The following is a 16,041-nucleotide window of genomic DNA, read 5'->3' on the forward strand; positions in this document are numbered from 1 at the left end:
CGCGCCGCCGGCCCGGCACGCGGATCAGCGCGCGGGGCAGGACGACGACGTCGCCCCGCCCCGCGCGCGGAGCACCTCGCGCCCGCGCCGCGACTCGGGGAAACGGTCGAGCATGGCACGCAGCTCGGCCGCCCCGGCGTTCGCGCCGAACGGTTCCGTCCCCGGTTCCGTGCGGACGCCCTCGGCGAGCGATCCGGCGATCACCGGGTCGAAGCCCAGCGCGTCCACGATCGCGGCGACGGCCTCGACGTCGGCCGGGTCGTCGCCCGCGACGGCGATCGCGCGGCGGCCGGGCGCGCCGGCGGGCCGGGCCCCCTCCTCCAGGTCGTGGTAGCCCACGTGGTTGAACGCCTTGACGACCCGGGCGTGCGGCAGGAACGCCTGGACGATCTCGCTGGACGACGTACGCGGGTCGGTGAGGTCGTCGCGTGCCCCGTCCACGTCCTGCCAGTAGTTCATCGCGTCCAGCACCAGCTTGCCGCGCAGCGCCTCGGCGGGGAGCTCGCGATACCGGCCGAGCGGCAGGGCCAGCACCACGGCGTCCGCCTCGGCCGCGGCCCGCGCCGCCGTCACGGCGATCGCGCCGGGCGTGACGACCTCGACGATGAGGGAGATGCGGGCGGCCTCCCGCGAGCCCGCGATCAGGACGCGGTAGCCGGCCGCGACGGCGAGGCGGGCCAGGACGGTGCCGACCTTGCCGGCGCCGAGGATGCCGATGGTGCGGAGGTCGCCGGGTTTCATGGTCGCTCCAGGGTGGTCATGCGCGGACCGGGTCGGCCGCGAGCAGCTCGCGCACGCGCGGGGCGACCTCACGGCCGAGCAGCTCGATCGTGCGGGCACGGGCGTCGCGGGGAAGGTGCATGATGTCGTACTTGAGGTCGAAGCGGCTCAGGTGGAGCTCGCGGGCCATCCTGACGATCTTGCGGGCGACCGTCTCGGGCGATCCGACGAAGAGCGCGCCGTCCTGCAGCTCGGCCTCGTACCGCTCCCGGTCCGGCGCGTAGAAGCCGCGCTCGGCCGCGAGCGCCCGCACGACGGGCTGCCAGTACCGCCACCATGTCTCCACGGCCTCCTCGTCGGTGTCGGCGACGAGGCCGAGCGAGTGCTGGCCGATCGGCAGCTCGGGATGGCCGGAGCGCTCCAGCGCCGTGAGGTAGAGCCGGACGTTCCTGGCGAACCGCTGGGGCCGTCCGCCGATGATGGCCATCATGAGGGGCAGGCCGTGGCGGGCGGCGCGCAGCACGGAGTCCGGGCTGCCGCCCACCCCGATCCAGGTGGGGATGCCGCCCGGCCGCATGCGCGGGTGCAGCCGCTGCCCGGTGAGCGGTGTCCGCACCGTGCCCGACCAGGTGACCTCCTCCTCGCGTTCCAGCTTGAGGAAGAGGTCGAGCTTCTCCTCGAACAGCCGCTCGTAGTCGGCCAGGTCGTAGCCGAACAGCGGGAACGACTCCGCCGCGGACGCGCGGCCCAGCACGATCTGGGCACGGCCGCCGGAGACCGCGTCGAGCGTGGAGAACTGCTGGTACAGCCGCACCGGATCGTTCGTGCTCAGCACGGTCACGGACGTGCCGAGCCCGATGCTGCCGGTGGCGGTGGCGATCGCGGCGAGCAGCACCGGGGTCGCGGAGTCGTTGTGTCCTTCCCGGTAGTGCTCCCCCACGCTGAAGACGTCCAGCCCGGCCGCCTCGGCCAGCCGGGCCTCCTCCACGAGCAGGCGCACGGTCTCGGCGTCGTCGAGCACGCGCCCGCCGTCCGTCGCCACCTCCCCGAACGAGTTGAGCCCGAGCTGGAAGCGCGGGCGTGCGGTCCTGCGGTCGGTCACGGTCCTCCCCTTCGTCGTCGGTACGCGGGCCGCGGGGTCAGGCGGCCCGGCGGAGCGGGGCCAGGGCACGGCTCCAGGCCACGACCTCGTCGAGCATCGTCGACAGGGCGGCCACCTGGTGCTCGCCGGCCGCGAGCCTGCTGAAGTCCTTAAAGTCGGTGAACAGTGACAGGGCCACGTTGGTGCGGACGTCGGCGAGCTTCAGCTCACCGCCGATCAGCCGCAGGTGCTCCGCCGCCCGCGCGCCGCCGACGCTGCCGTAGGACACGATGCCGAACGCCTTGTGGTTCCACTCGGCGAACAGGTAGTCGATCGCGTTCTTCAGCACGCCCGAGGTGGAGTGGTTGTACTCGGGCGTCACCATGACGAAACCGTCGTAGGAGGCGATCTTGGCGGCCCACGCCTTGGTGTGCTCGTTGCGGTACTGGCCGTAGGGGGGCGGAATGGGCTCGTCCAGGTGCGGCAGCGGGTAGTCCATCAGGTCCACGAGCTCGAAGGCGGCGTCGGTGCGGCGGGAGGCGTGCTCCAGCACCCACCGCGCGACCTGTTCGCCGTTGCGGCCGGGACGGGTGCTGCCGAGGATGATGCCGACACGGGTCATTGCAGGGTCCTTTCAACACGGGGTGTGTTCGTCATGGCGGGAGGCATGGCGGCGCCGTCCCGCAGGACTACTTGAGTACACGCCGGTGATCGGTCACTTCAACGGAACCCTGGTCACACGGAGTAGACCGTCGGCGCCTCAGTCGAGGCCGGCGGCCTCGTCGAAGGCACGGCGGTTGGCCCGGATCGTGTCCTCGTTGGCGGCCGCCCACCGGGCGAGCGTCAGGACGGGCTCCGACAGGGTGCGGCCGAACGGCGTGACCTCGTACTCGACCCGTGGCGGGATCTCCGGGAAGACGACCCGCTTGACCAGCCCGTCACGCTCCAGGCCCCGCAAGGTCAGCGACAACATGCGGCGGGAGATCCCGGGCGCCGTCCGCAGCAGCTCGGTGAAGCGCATCGGCCCCTTGTCGAGCAACCCGATGAGGATCAGGCTCCACTTGTCACCCACCCGGTCCAGCACGGATCGCAGCATCTCCGGGTCGTGCTCCAGGCACGTCCTGCCCAGCGAACGCAGCACCCTGTCCGCCTCGGTCTGGTGCGACATGCCCCCCGCCTCCTGTGTCGTCGTGTCGTCGGTGACCAGAAGTAACCCCTGGATGAGGCGCGCTATGCCCGGTGCCGCCTGCGCGCACCATATGTGGTCCATATGTGGACGTTGCGATACTGCCCGGATGCGGGTGCTCCTGGTCGAAGACGAGCAGCCCCTCGCCGGATACATCGAGGCGGGGCTGCGCAAGCACGGTTTCACGGTGGACGTGGCTTTGGACGGCCGCAGTGCGCTGGACAAGTGTGCGCTGACGCCGTACGAGGTGGTGGTCCTGGATCGGGATCTGCCGCTCGTGCACGGCGATCAGGTGTGCCGCTCGCTCGTGCGGCGGGGCGAGTCGCGGGTGCTGATGCTGACCGCCTCCGACGCGGTGGAGGATCGGGTGGGCGGGCTGATGCTGGGCGCGGATGATTACCTGGGCAAGCCGTTCGCGTTCTCCGAGCTGGTGGCGCGGGTGCACGCGCTGGTGCGGCGCAGCGCGCCGGCCCGCCCGCCGGTGCTGCGCGCCGGTGGCGTGGTGCTGGATCCGGCCCGGCGCAGCGCCGAGCGGGACGGGCGGTTGCTGCGGCTGACGCCGAAGGAGTTCGGGGTGCTGGAGCAGCTGCTGGCCGCAGGTGGGGACGTGGTCAGCGCGGAGCGGCTGCTGGAGAGGGTGTGGGACGAGCACGCCGACCCGTTCACCAACGCGGTCCGGATCACGGTGGGCACGCTGCGCCGCAAGCTCGGCGACCCGCCGCTGATCGAGACCGTCATCGGCGCCGGCTACCGGATCGGCGGCTGACGGGTGCTCCGGCTCAGAACGGTCCGGCTGACGGCCCGGGCCCGGCTGACGGCACGGGCCCGGCTCGCGCTGCTGCAGACCGCCCTCGTGCTGGCCGCCGGGGCCGCGCTGACCGGCCTGACCTACCTGCTCATGAAGCGGCGCCCCGCGCTCGTCACCCACCTGGACCCGACCGGCCCCGACCCGCAGGGCACCCTCCAGCTGGTGCCGCAGCCGCAGGACCTGCGCGAGCTGGCCGACCGGGTGCAGGCCGATACCCTGTCCGCGCTGCTGCCCCAGGCGGGGCTGGCGCTCGTCGTGGTGACCGCCCTGGCCGCCGTCCTGGCCTGGCTGGTGGCCGGGCGGGTGCTGCGCCCGATCCGGGTGATCTCCGCCACCGCCCGCCGGCTGTCGGCCGAGAACCTCACCGAACGGGTCCCGGTCACCGCCCCCGCCGACGAGCTGTCGGCGCTGGCGGGCACGGTCAACGACATGCTCGACCGCATCCAGCGCGGCATGGCCGAACGCGACCAGGTGCTGGACAGCCAGCGGCTGTTCACCGCCAACGCCGCCCACGAGCTGCGCACCCCGCTGACCACCGCCCGCACCGCGATCGACGTCACCCTGGATGACCACCCCAGCCGCACCGAGCTGCTCACCATGGCCGGCGACGTCCGCGACGCCGTCGAGCACATGCAGCGCATCCTGGACGGGCTGCTCCTGCTGGCCCGCAGCCAGGGCGGCCTGGCCGCGCGGGAACCGGCCGACCTGGCCGCCGTCACGGCCGCCGTCCTCGACGCCGCGCGGGCGCGGGCCGCGAGCGCCGACGTCATGGTACGGCCCCGCCTCCGGCCGGCCCCGGTCACCGGCGAGCCCGTGCTGCTGGAACGCCTGGTCTCCAACCTGGTGGACAACGCCGTCCGCTACAACCACGCGGGCGGTCACCTCGTCGTCGAGACCGGCGCAACGGGCGCGCACGCCGTGCTGCGGATCTCCAACACCGGCCGCGAGATCCCGCCCGAGGCGGCGCAGACGCTGCTGGAGCCGTTCGTGCACGGGCAGGGCACCCGCGTGCGCACCGACGGCCTCGGGCTGGGGTTGACGATCGTCCGCGCGATCACCCTCGCCCACGGGGGACGGCTCGCGGTCACCGCCCGCGCCGGAGGCGGGCTCGACATCACCGTGGAGCTCCCGCTGGTCAGGCCCGGGAGAGCACCGTCACCGGGTCACGGCACCTCGGCGCCGGGGCAACCCCGGTCGATGCGGCCGGTGGTGAAGTAGGCGACCAGGTCGGCGGTGCATGCGCGCAGGGCCGAGGAGTGCGCGTCGTCGTCGATGGTGTAGATCCTGCCGCCGATCTCGGCCTGCATCTGGGCGGCGTACTCGTAGGGGGACATGAACTCGTACCGGTGTGCGGCCAGGATCAGCGGCCCGCCGCCGTGGCGCAGCCGGGTGGTCTGGGCCGGCAGCGGCCAGCCGGCGCAGCCGGCGCCGAAGAAGGAGGCGCGGCCGGTCACCGGGTTGTCCTTGAGCAGCTTCTGGTAGGCGGCCCAGGCAGCGGGGAAGCTGAGCCGGCTGTGGTCCTCGTTGCACTTGACCGCGCGGTTCATGGTCATGTTCACCCATTCCGTCGCGCCGGGGACGGGTGCGGGCTGCTGGGGGCTGAAGAGCTGCTTGACGGCGGGCGGCGCGGTGGTGCCGGTCGCTTTCCGCAGTTCGGCGAGGGCCTTGCCCGCCTGCGGCCACTCGCGTGAGGTCTTGGCGGCCAGCGCGGCGATCGACCCACCGTCGATGGGCGTTCTCAGGTCGGTGAAGGTCCTGGGGTGGCGGTCGTGGTCGCGGCCCAGTTTCAGGACGGTGGCGCGGACCTGTCGTGCGGTGGTGCCGAGGCCGAAGGTCTGGTGGTGGCGGGCGAGCCAGGCGGCGAAGCGCGGGAAGTTGCGCTCGGTGGCCCGTACGCGTGCCTCCTCGTGTGCGGCGAGGCTGTCTCCCGGGGAGGCGGGGCTGTCGAGCAGGACGCGGCCGGTCCGGGCGGGGAAGAGGCTGCGGTAGACCGCGCCGAGCCAGGTGCCGTAGGAGACGCCGAGCAGGTTGAGCTTCGGCACGTCCAACGCGGTTCGCACCAGATCGAGGTCGCGGGCCACGTTCACGGTGGTGAGCTGCCCGAGGAAGGCGGGGTCGCTCTGCCCGCAGGCCCGGTTGCCGGCGGCCTCGGCGTCGTAGCTCCGCTTGGCGGCGGCCTTCGTCAGCGGCCCGGCGCTGCCACCGAGCTGCCCGGAGCCGGCGCAGTCGACCTTGGTGCTGTAGTTCACTCCCCGGGGGTCGAAGCCGATGAGGTCGAACCGCTCGTTCAGCCGGGCGCTGTCGGTGTTGGTGAGCGTGACCCGGAGCGGATCGAGGTAGCCGGGCTGGCCGGGGCCGCCCGGGGCGACGGCGAGGGCGCCGAGCCGGTGCTCCTGGTCGGTGGCGGCCAGCCGGGTGACCGCGATGGTGATCTGCCGGCCGTCCGGGTCGCCGTAATGCAGGGGGACGCTCACCGTCCCGCACTCCAGGCGCTTCAGCAGAGCGCGGAACGCCGCTGTCTTCTCCTGGGGATAGCCCATGGCGGTGATCGCCGCATCGGAGTAGGACGGGCAGGCCTTCCACTCGACGGCGGGAGATGCCTCGTCGGCGACAGCGGTGCCGGGGAGGGCGGCGCTCACGAGCGCGCAGCTCAGCACGCCGAGGCGCACCTTGGTCCAACGTTTCACGTCAGTGGTTCTTTCCTGGTCGGTACGGTCGGCTTCGGTCATCGGCCGGGGCAGAGCACGGCTTCGGCGGCCTTGGTGGTGGCGTCGCCGACGGCCATCGCGTGCTCGTTGTCGGCCTTGAGGGTGGCGGCCACCGCGAGCTGGATCCGCCCGTTCGGCCGTGGAGAAAGTGGTGGAGCTGATCCCGGGCAGGCCGCCGGAGGCCGAGGAGACCGTCCCGCCGCACAGGTTCGGGAACGGCTGCGGCAACTGCCGCGGCCGGCCCTTGGCGTCGGGGTGGTAGCCGTGGCCGGGCGGGCCCTTGATCTCACCCGCTTGCCGTCGACGTACACCTCGCCGATGGCCCCCACCACCCCGTCGGTCTTCGCCAGGTTGTCGATCGCCGGCATCGCGCACGCCAGCCCGGCGGCCAGGCCGGGGGTCTTGCCACGTCTCATCGATGTGATCCTCTCGCTGCGGAGTTTCCGAGGGTGTTCACATCTACCGGCAGGCACCTATGAAGAGCCGATCCACGGGCCATATGCCGTCCATAGGTGGTGTGGCACCCCCCCGCCGCCTGCCTCGCTCAGTGCACCTCCTCACTACCTGAGGGTGGGGCCCATCGTTCGGCCACATCGGCCTCACCTACTGGCGACCGGGCCGGGCCGGCGCTGTACCACCTCGAGAGGACGTGCAGCCTGAGCCGGGCGGTGCGAGCGGCGGCAGGGGTCGTGCGGGAATCCGGGCGCGCCCCCGAGACGTCGCCTCCATCGCTGCCTACGTTGTTCCTATGCAGGCAGCTGACAGCGCCCCGCCCGCGAACGGCGGGCACGACCATCCCGGCGACCCCCGCTACCTGCCGATCGGCGAGCACGGGCTGATCGGCGACCTGCGCACGGTCGCGCTCGTGGGCACCAACGGCACCATCGACTGGTACTGCTGTCCCCGCTTCGACGCCCCGTCGGTGTTCGGCTCGATCCTGGACGCCGACCGGGGCGGGGCGTTCGAGCTGGCCGCCGACGTGCCGTACACGACCAAGCAGTTCTACTTCCCCGACACCAACGTGCTGATCACCCGCTTCTTCGCGGACGACGGCGTGGGCGAGATCCAGGACTTCATGCCCGTCGAGGGCGGCGCCACCGAGGCCGGGCGGCACCGGCTGATCAGGCGCGTCAGCTGCGTGCGCGGCACGCTGCCGTTCCGCGCGCTGGTGGCGCCGCGCTTCGACTACGCGCGGCAGCCGCACACCGTCACGCAGGACGGCGGGCTGATCGTGTTCGCGTCGTCGTCGCTCACGCTCATGCTGTCCTCCAGCGTCGCCGTCGAGCACGACGGCCGCGACGCGCGCAGCAGGTTCGTGCTGAGCGAGGGCGAGCGTGCCGTGTTCGCGCTGGACCAGCTCTCCCCCGGCGTCGAGACGCGCGGCTGCCCGCTGGAGGAGGCGGAGGAGTTGTTCACCGCCACGGTCGGATTCTGGCGCAAGTGGCTGTCGGCCTCACGGTACCGGGGCCGGTGGCGGGAGATCGTGCACCGCTCGGCGCTGACGCTCAAGCTGCTCACGTACGCGCCGACGGGCGGCATCGTTGCCGCGCCGACGACCAGCCTGCCGGAGCAGATCGGCGGCCGGCGGAACTGGGACTACCGTTACGTGTGGGTGCGCGACGCCGCGTTCTGCGTCTACGCCCTGCTGCGGCTCGGCTTCACCGAGGAAGCCGAGGCGTTCATGGGCTTCCTGGAGCAGCACGTCCGGCTGGAGGGCACCGGCACGGGCGGGCCGCTGCAGATCATGTACGGCATCGACGGCCGCTGCGACCTGCCCGAGGAGGAGCTGCCCCATCTGGAGGGCTACCGGGGCTCGGCGCCGGTCAGGATCGGCAACGCGGCCGTCGACCAGCTCCAGCTCGACATCTACGGCGCCCTCATCGACTCCGTCTACCTCTACAACAAGTGGGGCACGCCCATCTCCAGCCGCCGCTGGGAGGAGCTGTGCACGCTGGTCGACTGGGTCTGCGAGCACTGGAACCAGCCCGACGAGGGCGTCTGGGAGACCCGGGGCGGGCGCAAGACCTTCACCTACTCCCGCCTCATGTGCTGGGTCGCCATCGAGCGGGCCATGCGCGTGGCCCTGCAGCGCGGCCTGCCCGCCGACATCCCGCGCTGGCGCGAGAGCCGCGACGCCATCTACCGCGACATCATGCGGCACGGCTGGTCCGAACGGCTGCAGGGCTTCGTCCAGCACTTCGACGACGAGGTGCTGGACGCGGCCGTGCTGATGATGCCGCTGGCCAAGTTCGTCTCGCCGACGGACCCGAAGTGGCTGTCCACCCTGGACGCGCTCGGCGACACCCTGGTCTCCGACTCCCTCGTCTACCGCTACGACCCCCGGCTCAGCCCTGACGGACTCGAAGGGCCGGAGGGCACGTTCTCGATCTGCTCGTTCTGGTACGTCGAGGCGCTGGCCAGGGCGGGCCGCATCGACGAGGCGCGCCTGGCCTTCGAGAAGATGCTCACCTACGCCAACCACCTCGGCCTGTACGCGGAGCAGATCGGGCACACCGGCGAGCAGCTCGGCAACTTCCCGCAGGCCTTCACGCACCTGGCGCTCATCAGCGCGGCCTTCAACCTCGATCACGCACTCGGCTAGCCACGCAACGCCATTCGACATACTCCCGACATACCGCCCATCTCTACAGTGAACCTCGATCCGCCCAGGACTCCGGCAGCAAGCCGCCGGCGTCACGCTCCCGGCCGCACCACGGGCTTCCGCACTGGCGGACGGAGGCCGGGCCGGAGGCGCCGGGGACGCCGGAGTTCGCCGCTCACTGCGAGAGAAGGGGTACTCATGCAGATTCTCGACGACAAGACCGAGGTCCGTTCGGACCAGACCACCGACGACGTGTTCGACCTGGTGATCGGCGACCTGGAACTGGAGATTCCGCCTCTCTCGTCCCCGACCAGCTCGGGCACCGGCACCGCGTGCGGCTCGTGCGCGACCTTCTACTGCTGCTGAACCCCGGCCGGGTGGCGCCGTTCGCGGCGCCGCCCGGCTCCCCGCCGCGTCCCGCTGCCACGAGCCGGAAGGAAGATCTTTGTTGCCTGCGCCAGCGGATGCCGAGCCGCTCTGGGAGCTGCGCCCGCCCCCTCCCGACGCCGGCGAGGACGTCACGACCAGGCTCCCGCCGGTGGCGCGGCGGCTGGTCGCCCGGGTCCGCGAGGGCACGGCGGGCGGGCTGCTGCCGCCGGTCGTCTCGGCCGGACCGGAGGGAACGGTCGCGCTCGACCGGCTGCTCGGCGGTGAGGCCGACGCGCGGATGCTGGCGTACGCGCTCGCGGACCGGCGGTTCGCACCGCTGCTGGCGCTGCTCGAACGGCTGGACGGCTGGTGCGCCCGGGCCGCCCGGCAGTACGCGGCGGTCCTCGCCCCCGGGGTGCTGGAGATCACCGACGCCGAGTTGTTCGGGCCGGTGGTGTCCGAGGCGTTCGTGGCGTGCGCGGCCGGGCGCGCGCACTACGCCCGCGACCGGGTGGCGGAGTGGGCGCGGCGCTGCGAGGCGTTCCTGACGCTCTTCCTCGACCGGCTGTCGCGGGACCTGCGCACCTGCTGGCCGGACGAACCGGCGTTCCAGGGGCCGGTCGTCGGGCTGTGGGCGCACGGCGAGGAGACCCACAACGGGCGGCAACGGGTGCTGCGGCTCGACTGCGCCGGCGGGGGGCGGGTGGCGTACAAGCCGCGGCCCGCGTCCGGGGAGCTGCTGTTCACCGCGCGCGGCGGAGCGGACGCGCCGGCGTCGGTGTTCGAGCTGCTCAACGAGGCGCCTCCGGCCTCCGGTGAGATACGGCTGCCGGTGCTGTCGTGCTGGCGCGGCGCGGAGCCCGGTTACCTGTGGCAGGAGTGGATCGAGCCGCCGGAGCAGTGGGCGGCGATCCGTACGTCAGGGAGGTGGCGGCTGACCGGCACCCGCCTGAAGCGGCAGGAGGCGGCACGCTTCTGGCACCGCGCCGGTTCGCTGGCCGCCGCGGCGTTCGCGTTCGGGATCACCGACCTGATCGGCGGCAACGTGGTGACCGGCCGCGGGCCCGGCGAGCCGGAGCCGCTGCTGTACCCGATCGACCTGGAGATCTACCTCTGCCGGGTGGCCCGGCTCTACGACACGGGCCTGCTGCACGACAGGACCGCCGAGGCCGACCAGCACCACGTCGGGCTGGAGAGCGCCGCGCGGTGGTGCAGCGCGGAAGGCCCGGTGGTGTGCTGGAGCGCGCAACCGTCGGGGGCGTTGCGCCTCCACCGCCGCCGGCGGCCCCTCACCAGGCAGGAGACCAGGACCGTCGTCGCCGACACCGAGGGCAGGGCCGGGTACGGCCCCTACCTGCCGGCGATGCTGCGGGGCATGTTCGACGCCTGGACCCTGATGTGCCGTCAGCGGCCGGCGATCCGGCGGTTCCTGGCGTCCGCCGGCCCCGGCCAGCACGTGCGGGTGCTGCGGCAGCCCACGTACCGGTACTTCGACGCGCTGGTGCCCAGGTGGCTGTCCGGCGGCGGCGTCGCGCCGGTGCCCGCCGAGCCGGGCGTGCGCTTCGACCGGGCGGAGCTCGGCCAGCTCCGGCGGATGGACGTGCCGTACTTCGTCCGTTCGCTGGAGGGCGGGCCTGTGTTACGGGTGGAGCCGCCGCCTGGCCCGCTCAGGACGGCCCCCGTCGCGGCCCTGCCACGCCCGGAGGGCGGCTGGCCCCCGCTGCCGGAGCTGCTCGACGGCGCCAACCTGGAGCTGGCCGGGCTGGGGGTGGCGCTGCGGGACGCGGTGGAGCACGTGTTCGACGAGGTGACGGAGCACGTCGTGACGGACACCGGGCTGGGCGTCCGGCTGCACCTGCAGAGCCCCGCCGAGGGCCAGGTCGGCTTCGACTGGCCGGAGGTGGGCAGGCGCGTCACCTACCTCTGGGACCGCGAGCGGGTGCGCCTGCGCATCGACCCGGTGGACGCGCCCGAGGTGCCGGCCGAGCCGGCGCCCGCCGGTGAGATCCGGCGGCGGCTGCTGCGCCTGGACCGGCTCGACGACGCCATCAGGACACCCTGGGCGCGCGGCGGCATGTCCGACGGCGCCGCCGAGCGCCGCCTGCGCACCCTGACCGACGCCGGCCTCGCCTGGCTGTCCGGGGTGGTGGCCGAGCGGGGCTGGCCGGGACGCGCGATGGTCGGCGCCGAGGCCGCCGCCGCCGCGAGCCGCCTCGTGCAGCACGCATCGGGGCACCTGGACTTCCGGCGGCACTGCCTGGAGCTGATGCGGCAGGCCGCCGCAGGCGGTGACCTCCCGTGGCGGGAGGTGGCGTATCTGACGGACGAGCTGCGCCTGGCCGACGGGCTCCCGCAGCTGTACGGCACGAAGTTCGAGCCCGTGGCCGGGCGGCTGGTGCCGTGCCCGATCGAGGAGCCGGACGGCGTGGACCACCGGCGCGCCGCGATGGGCCTGGAGCCGATGGCCGACTACACGAACCGGATCCGGCAGCGGTTCCCCCTGACGGAGGCATCATGACCACACTGATCCACCGGGCGCCTCAGGCGCCGGGCGGCGTCGACTGGGCGCTGTTCGGGCGGCGGCACTGGGCCAGGGAGCCCGCCCTGCTGAGCGCCCCGCCGCCGCTCGGCCTCGACCGGATCCACGCGCTGACCGTCGAGTCGTGCGCGCCGTTCCGGGCCGGCACCCGGTTCTGGGTGATGCCGGACGTCCGGTTCCTGGCCGGGGACGGCTGGTTGCGCGCGCCGGGCACGCTGCTGCCCGGCACCGCCGAGCCGGCCCTCGACGCCTACCAGGACCGGCTGGACGCCGACCTGGCCGGGCAGGGCTACCTGCTCACCGTGCGGCAGCCGCTGCTCCTGGACCACGCCTCGTGGGCGGCGGTCCGCGACGCGATCCGCGGCCTGTGGCGGGCGGTCGGCTGGCCGAACCTGCCACTCGTCGCCGAGGTGCTGATCGGCGACCGGTTCACCGACCACGCCGGCGCGGCCGAGCCACCGTCGCACGCGGCGCTGACCTGGGTGCTGCGTGGGCGCATGGACGTGCGGCTGTGGGACGAGCGGCGCGGCCCGCCACCGGTCGCGATCGCCGACCCCCGCCGGCAGCCGGACGAGGCGCCCGTCCTCAGCGCCGGCGCCGGCGAGCTGCTGTACTGGCCGGGCGACCGGCGGCACGTGGACACCTACCGCGAGCGGTGCGTGGCGCTGCGCCTGCGGATCCCGGACGACCGGCGGCTGCCGTTCACCGCGCTGCGTGACCTGCTCGCCGACCTGGTGCATGCCCGCCAGGGCCACGACGAGAGCGTGCCGTTCTTCCCGTTCGGCCCCGGCTCCCGCGTGGACGGGCCCGGCGGGGTGCTGCCCCGCCTGACCGCGCTCGGCGACGAGCTGCGGGCGGTCGTGGACGGCGAGCAGCTACGCAGGACGATGCGGGTGCGCTGGGCGGCGCTGCGCTCCGCGGCCGGCCTCGAACCGATCCCCGAGCCGCGCGAGGGTGTCCCGATGACGCCGGAAACCCGGATCCGCCGGTCGGGCGAGATCGTCCGGATGCCCGACGGGCCGGGGCACGAGGTGTGGGCGGTCGACGGGAACGTCTTCACCCTGCCGGCCGCCGCGAGCGACCGGCTGTTCGCCGCGCTGGGCGACGGCGAGGAGATCGGCGTCGCCGAGGTGTGCCGCGCCGCCGGCGCCGCCGGCGACGACAGGAACGTGCTCGCGCTGCTGGGCAGGCTGTACCGGCTGCGCGGCATCGAGGTGGTCGGGGACGACGGGAGGGCTGCCTGATGACGCTGACGATCGAGACGTCGTTCGACTGGGACGGCTTCGTCGAGCGGTACTGGGACCGCGGGCCGGTGCTGTACAAGCAGGCCGGTGTCCTGCCGTTCGCGGAGCCGGAGGTGTTCGAGGCGGCCGTGCGCGGCACCAGGCCGCCGCATCCCCTCGCCGTGCCGTCGAACGTGCAGATCCTGGTGGAGCGCAGGCAGCAGACGCGGCCGCGCGACTACCTGCCCGAGCTGTCCGACGGCTCGCTCGACGGCTACGAGCGGCGCATGGCCGACCGGCTGGACGGGCAGCGCTACGCCCTCGTGGTGCACCTCTTCCACGCCTTCTCCCATCCGGTGTGGGCCCGCGCGCAGCGGTTCTACGCCGGGCTCTGGGAGCGGGTCGGCCAGCCGGCGCACTCCGTGGGCTCCACGATGTTCCACGGCTCCTACGAGCACAGCCCGGTCGGCGTGCACCAGGACCGCTTCGCCACCTTCATGTTCTGCGTGCGCGGCACCAAGCGCATGCGGTTCTGGGACGGGTGCCCGTGGTCGGACCCGGTGCACACGGTGCTGGACTACCAGCCGTACCTGGACTCCTCGTTCGTCGCCGAGGTCGAGCCGGGGGACCTGCTGTACTGGCCGTCGCAGTTCTACCACGTCGGCGAGAGCACCGGCGCCGCCCCCGCGACGAGCGTGAACGTGGGCGTCCCCCGGCGCGAGCACCGGCCGTACTACGAGATCAAGGACCTGTTCAGAGGCACCGTGCCGGCTGCGTCGGCACCGCTGTTCACCAGGGACGACGGCGCGGACGGGCGGCTGGCCGGCGAGCTGCCCACGGCCCTGGCCGACGCCGTGGACGCCTTCGAGGAGCTGCTGGGCCGCGACCGGTTCGCCGAGCGGGCCACCGGCCTGGCCCTGCGGGTCAGGACCGGCGGCGGGTTCTGGCCGACCCAGCCACCCACCCAGCCACCCACCCAGCCACCCACCCACCCACCCGCCGTGCCACCCGCCGTGCCATCCGCCCAGCCGCCCGCCCAGCCGCCGCCGCTCGACGACGGCACGCCCGTGCGCGCGTGCGCTCCCCTGCTGGCCGCGCCAGGCGACGGCGCCCGCGCGTACGCCGCGAACGGCAACCTCTCCTGCGGTGTGGCCGCCCCCGAGGTGCTCGCGATGCTGGACCGGCTGAACGCCGGCGAGGTGGTGCGCGCCGGCGAGCTGCCCGCGCCGCTGCGGGCGCAGGCCCGCCGGATGCTGCAGGAACTGGAGAGCTTCCGTGCCCTCACCCGTGCAGACGCGCACTGACCGGCCGCCGGCCCACCGGCAGGTGGCCGCCGCGCTCGTCGCCGAGCTGGCGGAACGGCTCGCGGAGCCGGACCGGGTGGCCGAGATCACCGCCGCCCCGGACAACCTGATGCGCTACCCGGGCGATCCGCGGCCGGTGTGGCATCCGCTGCTGCTCTCCGACGGCCATCCCGGGGTCGCCCTGCTCTTCGCCGAGCTGGGCGCGGACAGGCCGGAGCTGCGCGCCAGGGCGCACGCTCACCTGTCCGCCGCCCTCGGCACCGGGATCCGGCTGCAGCCGCAGTCGCTGTTCAGCGGCATGGTGGCGCTCGCCTTCGCCGGGCACGCCGCGGCGAGCGCGTCCGGCGGCTACGCCACGATGCTGGACGGGCTGGACCGGCACATCACCGGCCAGGCCAGGCAACGTGCGCGAGCCGACCTGGAGCGGGTGCGCGCCGGGGCGCCGGCCGGCGCGTGGAGCCGCTACGACGTCCTCGCCGGCACCGCCGGGATCGGCCGCTACCTGCTGGCCCGCCACCGGTCGGCCGCCGAGCCCGAGTCCCGGGAGGCGGCCGGGCTCGCCCTGAGCGAGGTGCTCGGCTCGCTCGTGGCCACGGCGACCGCCGGCGACGTCGCGCGCCACGGCATCCGCCTGCCGGCGTGGTGGATCACCGACGAGCTGGAGCACGGGCTGGCCGAGCACGTCAACTTCGGTCTCGCCCACGGCGTGTGCGGACCGCTCGCGCTGCTCTCCCTCGCCTGGCGGGCGGGCGTGCGGGTGCCGCGCCAGGACGAGGCCATCGAGCGGATCATGGCGCTGCTGTCCCGCTGGCGCAGGACCGACGCGGCCGGCCCGCGCTGGCCGCACCTGATCTCGCTGCCCCACGTGGGCACCGAGGGGCCGCCGGAACGCGGGCGGGACTCGTGGTGCTACGGCGCCGCGGGCGCGGCCCGCGCCGTGTACCTGGCCGGGGCCGCGCTCGACCGCGCCGACTGGCGCGCGGACGCGGACGCCGCCCTGCGCGGAGCGCTGAGCGTGGCCGGCGGGGAGCTGATCAAGGACTCCGCACTGTGTCACGGGTGGGCGGGGCTGCTGCAGATCACGCTGCGCATGGCGCACGACAGCCCAGGCTCCGGGTACGACGCCGTGGCCGACGAGCTGGCGGCGCGGGTGGTGGCGGGGCACGAGCCGGAGGCGCCGTTCGGCTTCCGGTACCGGCACGCGCTCGCGGCTCGGCCGCTCGACCGGCCCGGGTTCCTGGAGGGGGCCGCCGGGATCGCCCTCGCTCTGCACACGTACGCGACGGGGGTCGCGCCGAGGACGGCGTGGGACAGCGCGCTGCTGGTGAGCTGACAGGGGCGCTGCCGGCAGTCGTGCAGGAATGCGGAGATCTCCTGCATGCTGACAGGCCGGTGCCGGCAGTCATCCTGGCCGGGCACGCTGCCATGTCGACGCGCCGGCCCCTGAGCTGTCACGGGCGCGACCTGGGCCGCGTCGAGCCGTCGCGGACGGGACCTTGCG

The 16,041-nt window shown here is 73.8% G+C and carries 14 protein-coding genes; 8 read left to right on the forward strand and 6 right to left on the reverse strand.

Annotated features, from left to right (window positions below; translation table 11 throughout):
- Positions 1-24: 24 nt before the first annotated feature.
- From LCN96_RS32040 to LCN96_RS32055, 4 genes are all read right to left on the reverse strand, one after another.
- Complete coding sequence (locus LCN96_RS32040; RefSeq protein ID WP_225266155.1) at positions 25-741, reverse strand: NADPH-dependent F420 reductase; 717 nt, start codon at positions 739-741, stop codon at positions 25-27.
- A gap of 16 nt (positions 742-757) precedes the next feature.
- Positions 758-1,822 (reverse strand): LLM class flavin-dependent oxidoreductase, encoded by a 1,065-nt coding sequence (locus LCN96_RS32045; RefSeq protein WP_225266156.1) that lies wholly within the window; start codon positions 1,820-1,822, stop codon positions 758-760.
- Between the two features lie 37 nt (positions 1,823-1,859).
- Complete coding sequence (locus LCN96_RS32050; protein WP_225266157.1) at positions 1,860-2,423, reverse strand: NADPH-dependent FMN reductase; 564 nt, start codon at positions 2,421-2,423, stop codon at positions 1,860-1,862.
- Positions 2,424-2,561: 138 nt separating this feature from the next.
- Positions 2,562-2,969: a winged helix-turn-helix transcriptional regulator gene (locus LCN96_RS32055; protein ID WP_225266158.1), complete on the reverse strand. Its 408-nt coding sequence runs from the start codon at positions 2,967-2,969 to the stop codon at positions 2,562-2,564.
- Between the two features lie 127 nt (positions 2,970-3,096).
- Between LCN96_RS32055 and LCN96_RS32060 the strand changes: the two genes are divergently transcribed.
- Together LCN96_RS32060 and LCN96_RS32065 are read left to right on the forward strand one after the other, a co-directional pair.
- Positions 3,097-3,753, forward strand: a complete 657-nt coding sequence (locus tag LCN96_RS32060) for a response regulator transcription factor (RefSeq protein WP_225266159.1) — start codon at positions 3,097-3,099, stop codon at positions 3,751-3,753.
- 3 nt (positions 3,754-3,756) lie between these two features.
- Entirely contained in the window at positions 3,757-5,013 is a 1,257-nt protein-coding gene (locus LCN96_RS32065) for a sensor histidine kinase (RefSeq protein ID WP_225266160.1), read from the forward strand.
- Here LCN96_RS32065 and LCN96_RS32070 read toward each other — a convergent pair.
- Both LCN96_RS32070 and LCN96_RS32075 read right to left on the reverse strand, forming a co-directional pair.
- Entirely contained in the window at positions 4,959-6,482 is a 1,524-nt protein-coding gene (locus tag LCN96_RS32070) for an alpha/beta fold hydrolase (protein ID WP_225266161.1), read from the reverse strand. The two genes, LCN96_RS32065 and LCN96_RS32070, sit on opposite strands and share 55 nt — an antisense overlap.
- A gap of 38 nt (positions 6,483-6,520) precedes the next feature.
- Positions 6,521-6,919: a hypothetical protein gene (locus LCN96_RS32075; RefSeq protein WP_225266162.1), complete on the reverse strand. Its 399-nt coding sequence runs from the start codon at positions 6,917-6,919 to the stop codon at positions 6,521-6,523.
- Positions 6,920-7,251: 332 nt separating this feature from the next.
- Between LCN96_RS32075 and LCN96_RS32080 the strand changes: the two genes are divergently transcribed.
- From LCN96_RS32080 to LCN96_RS32105, 6 genes are all read left to right on the forward strand, one after another.
- Positions 7,252-9,105, forward strand: a complete 1,854-nt coding sequence (locus tag LCN96_RS32080; protein ID WP_225266163.1) for a glycoside hydrolase family 15 protein — start codon at positions 7,252-7,254, stop codon at positions 9,103-9,105.
- A gap of 198 nt (positions 9,106-9,303) precedes the next feature.
- The gene (locus LCN96_RS32085; RefSeq protein ID WP_225266164.1) at positions 9,304-9,471 is read left to right on the forward strand and encodes a hypothetical protein; all 168 of its coding nucleotides are present in this window, start codon (positions 9,304-9,306) and stop codon (positions 9,469-9,471) included.
- Between the two features lie 82 nt (positions 9,472-9,553).
- Entirely contained in the window at positions 9,554-11,992 is a 2,439-nt protein-coding gene (locus LCN96_RS32090; RefSeq protein WP_225266165.1) for a type 2 lantipeptide synthetase LanM, read from the forward strand.
- Positions 11,989-13,257, forward strand: a complete 1,269-nt coding sequence (locus tag LCN96_RS32095; RefSeq protein WP_225266166.1) for a hypothetical protein — start codon at positions 11,989-11,991, stop codon at positions 13,255-13,257. Before LCN96_RS32090 ends, LCN96_RS32095 begins: the two co-directional genes overlap by 4 nt.
- A complete protein-coding gene (locus LCN96_RS32100) occupies positions 13,257-14,540 on the forward strand; it encodes a cupin domain-containing protein (RefSeq protein WP_225266167.1) in 1,284 nt (427 codons plus the stop codon). The genes LCN96_RS32095 and LCN96_RS32100 overlap by 1 nt, the downstream gene beginning before the upstream one ends.
- The gene (locus tag LCN96_RS32105; RefSeq protein WP_225266168.1) at positions 14,524-15,873 is read left to right on the forward strand and encodes a lanthionine synthetase C family protein; all 1,350 of its coding nucleotides are present in this window, start codon (positions 14,524-14,526) and stop codon (positions 15,871-15,873) included. Before LCN96_RS32100 ends, LCN96_RS32105 begins: the two co-directional genes overlap by 17 nt.
- The last annotated feature ends 168 nt before the right edge of the window (positions 15,874-16,041 follow it).

It is taken from the genome of Nonomuraea gerenzanensis, from assembly GCF_020215645.1.
GTDB classification, from domain to species: Bacteria; Actinomycetota; Actinomycetes; order Streptosporangiales; family Streptosporangiaceae; genus Nonomuraea; species Nonomuraea gerenzanensis.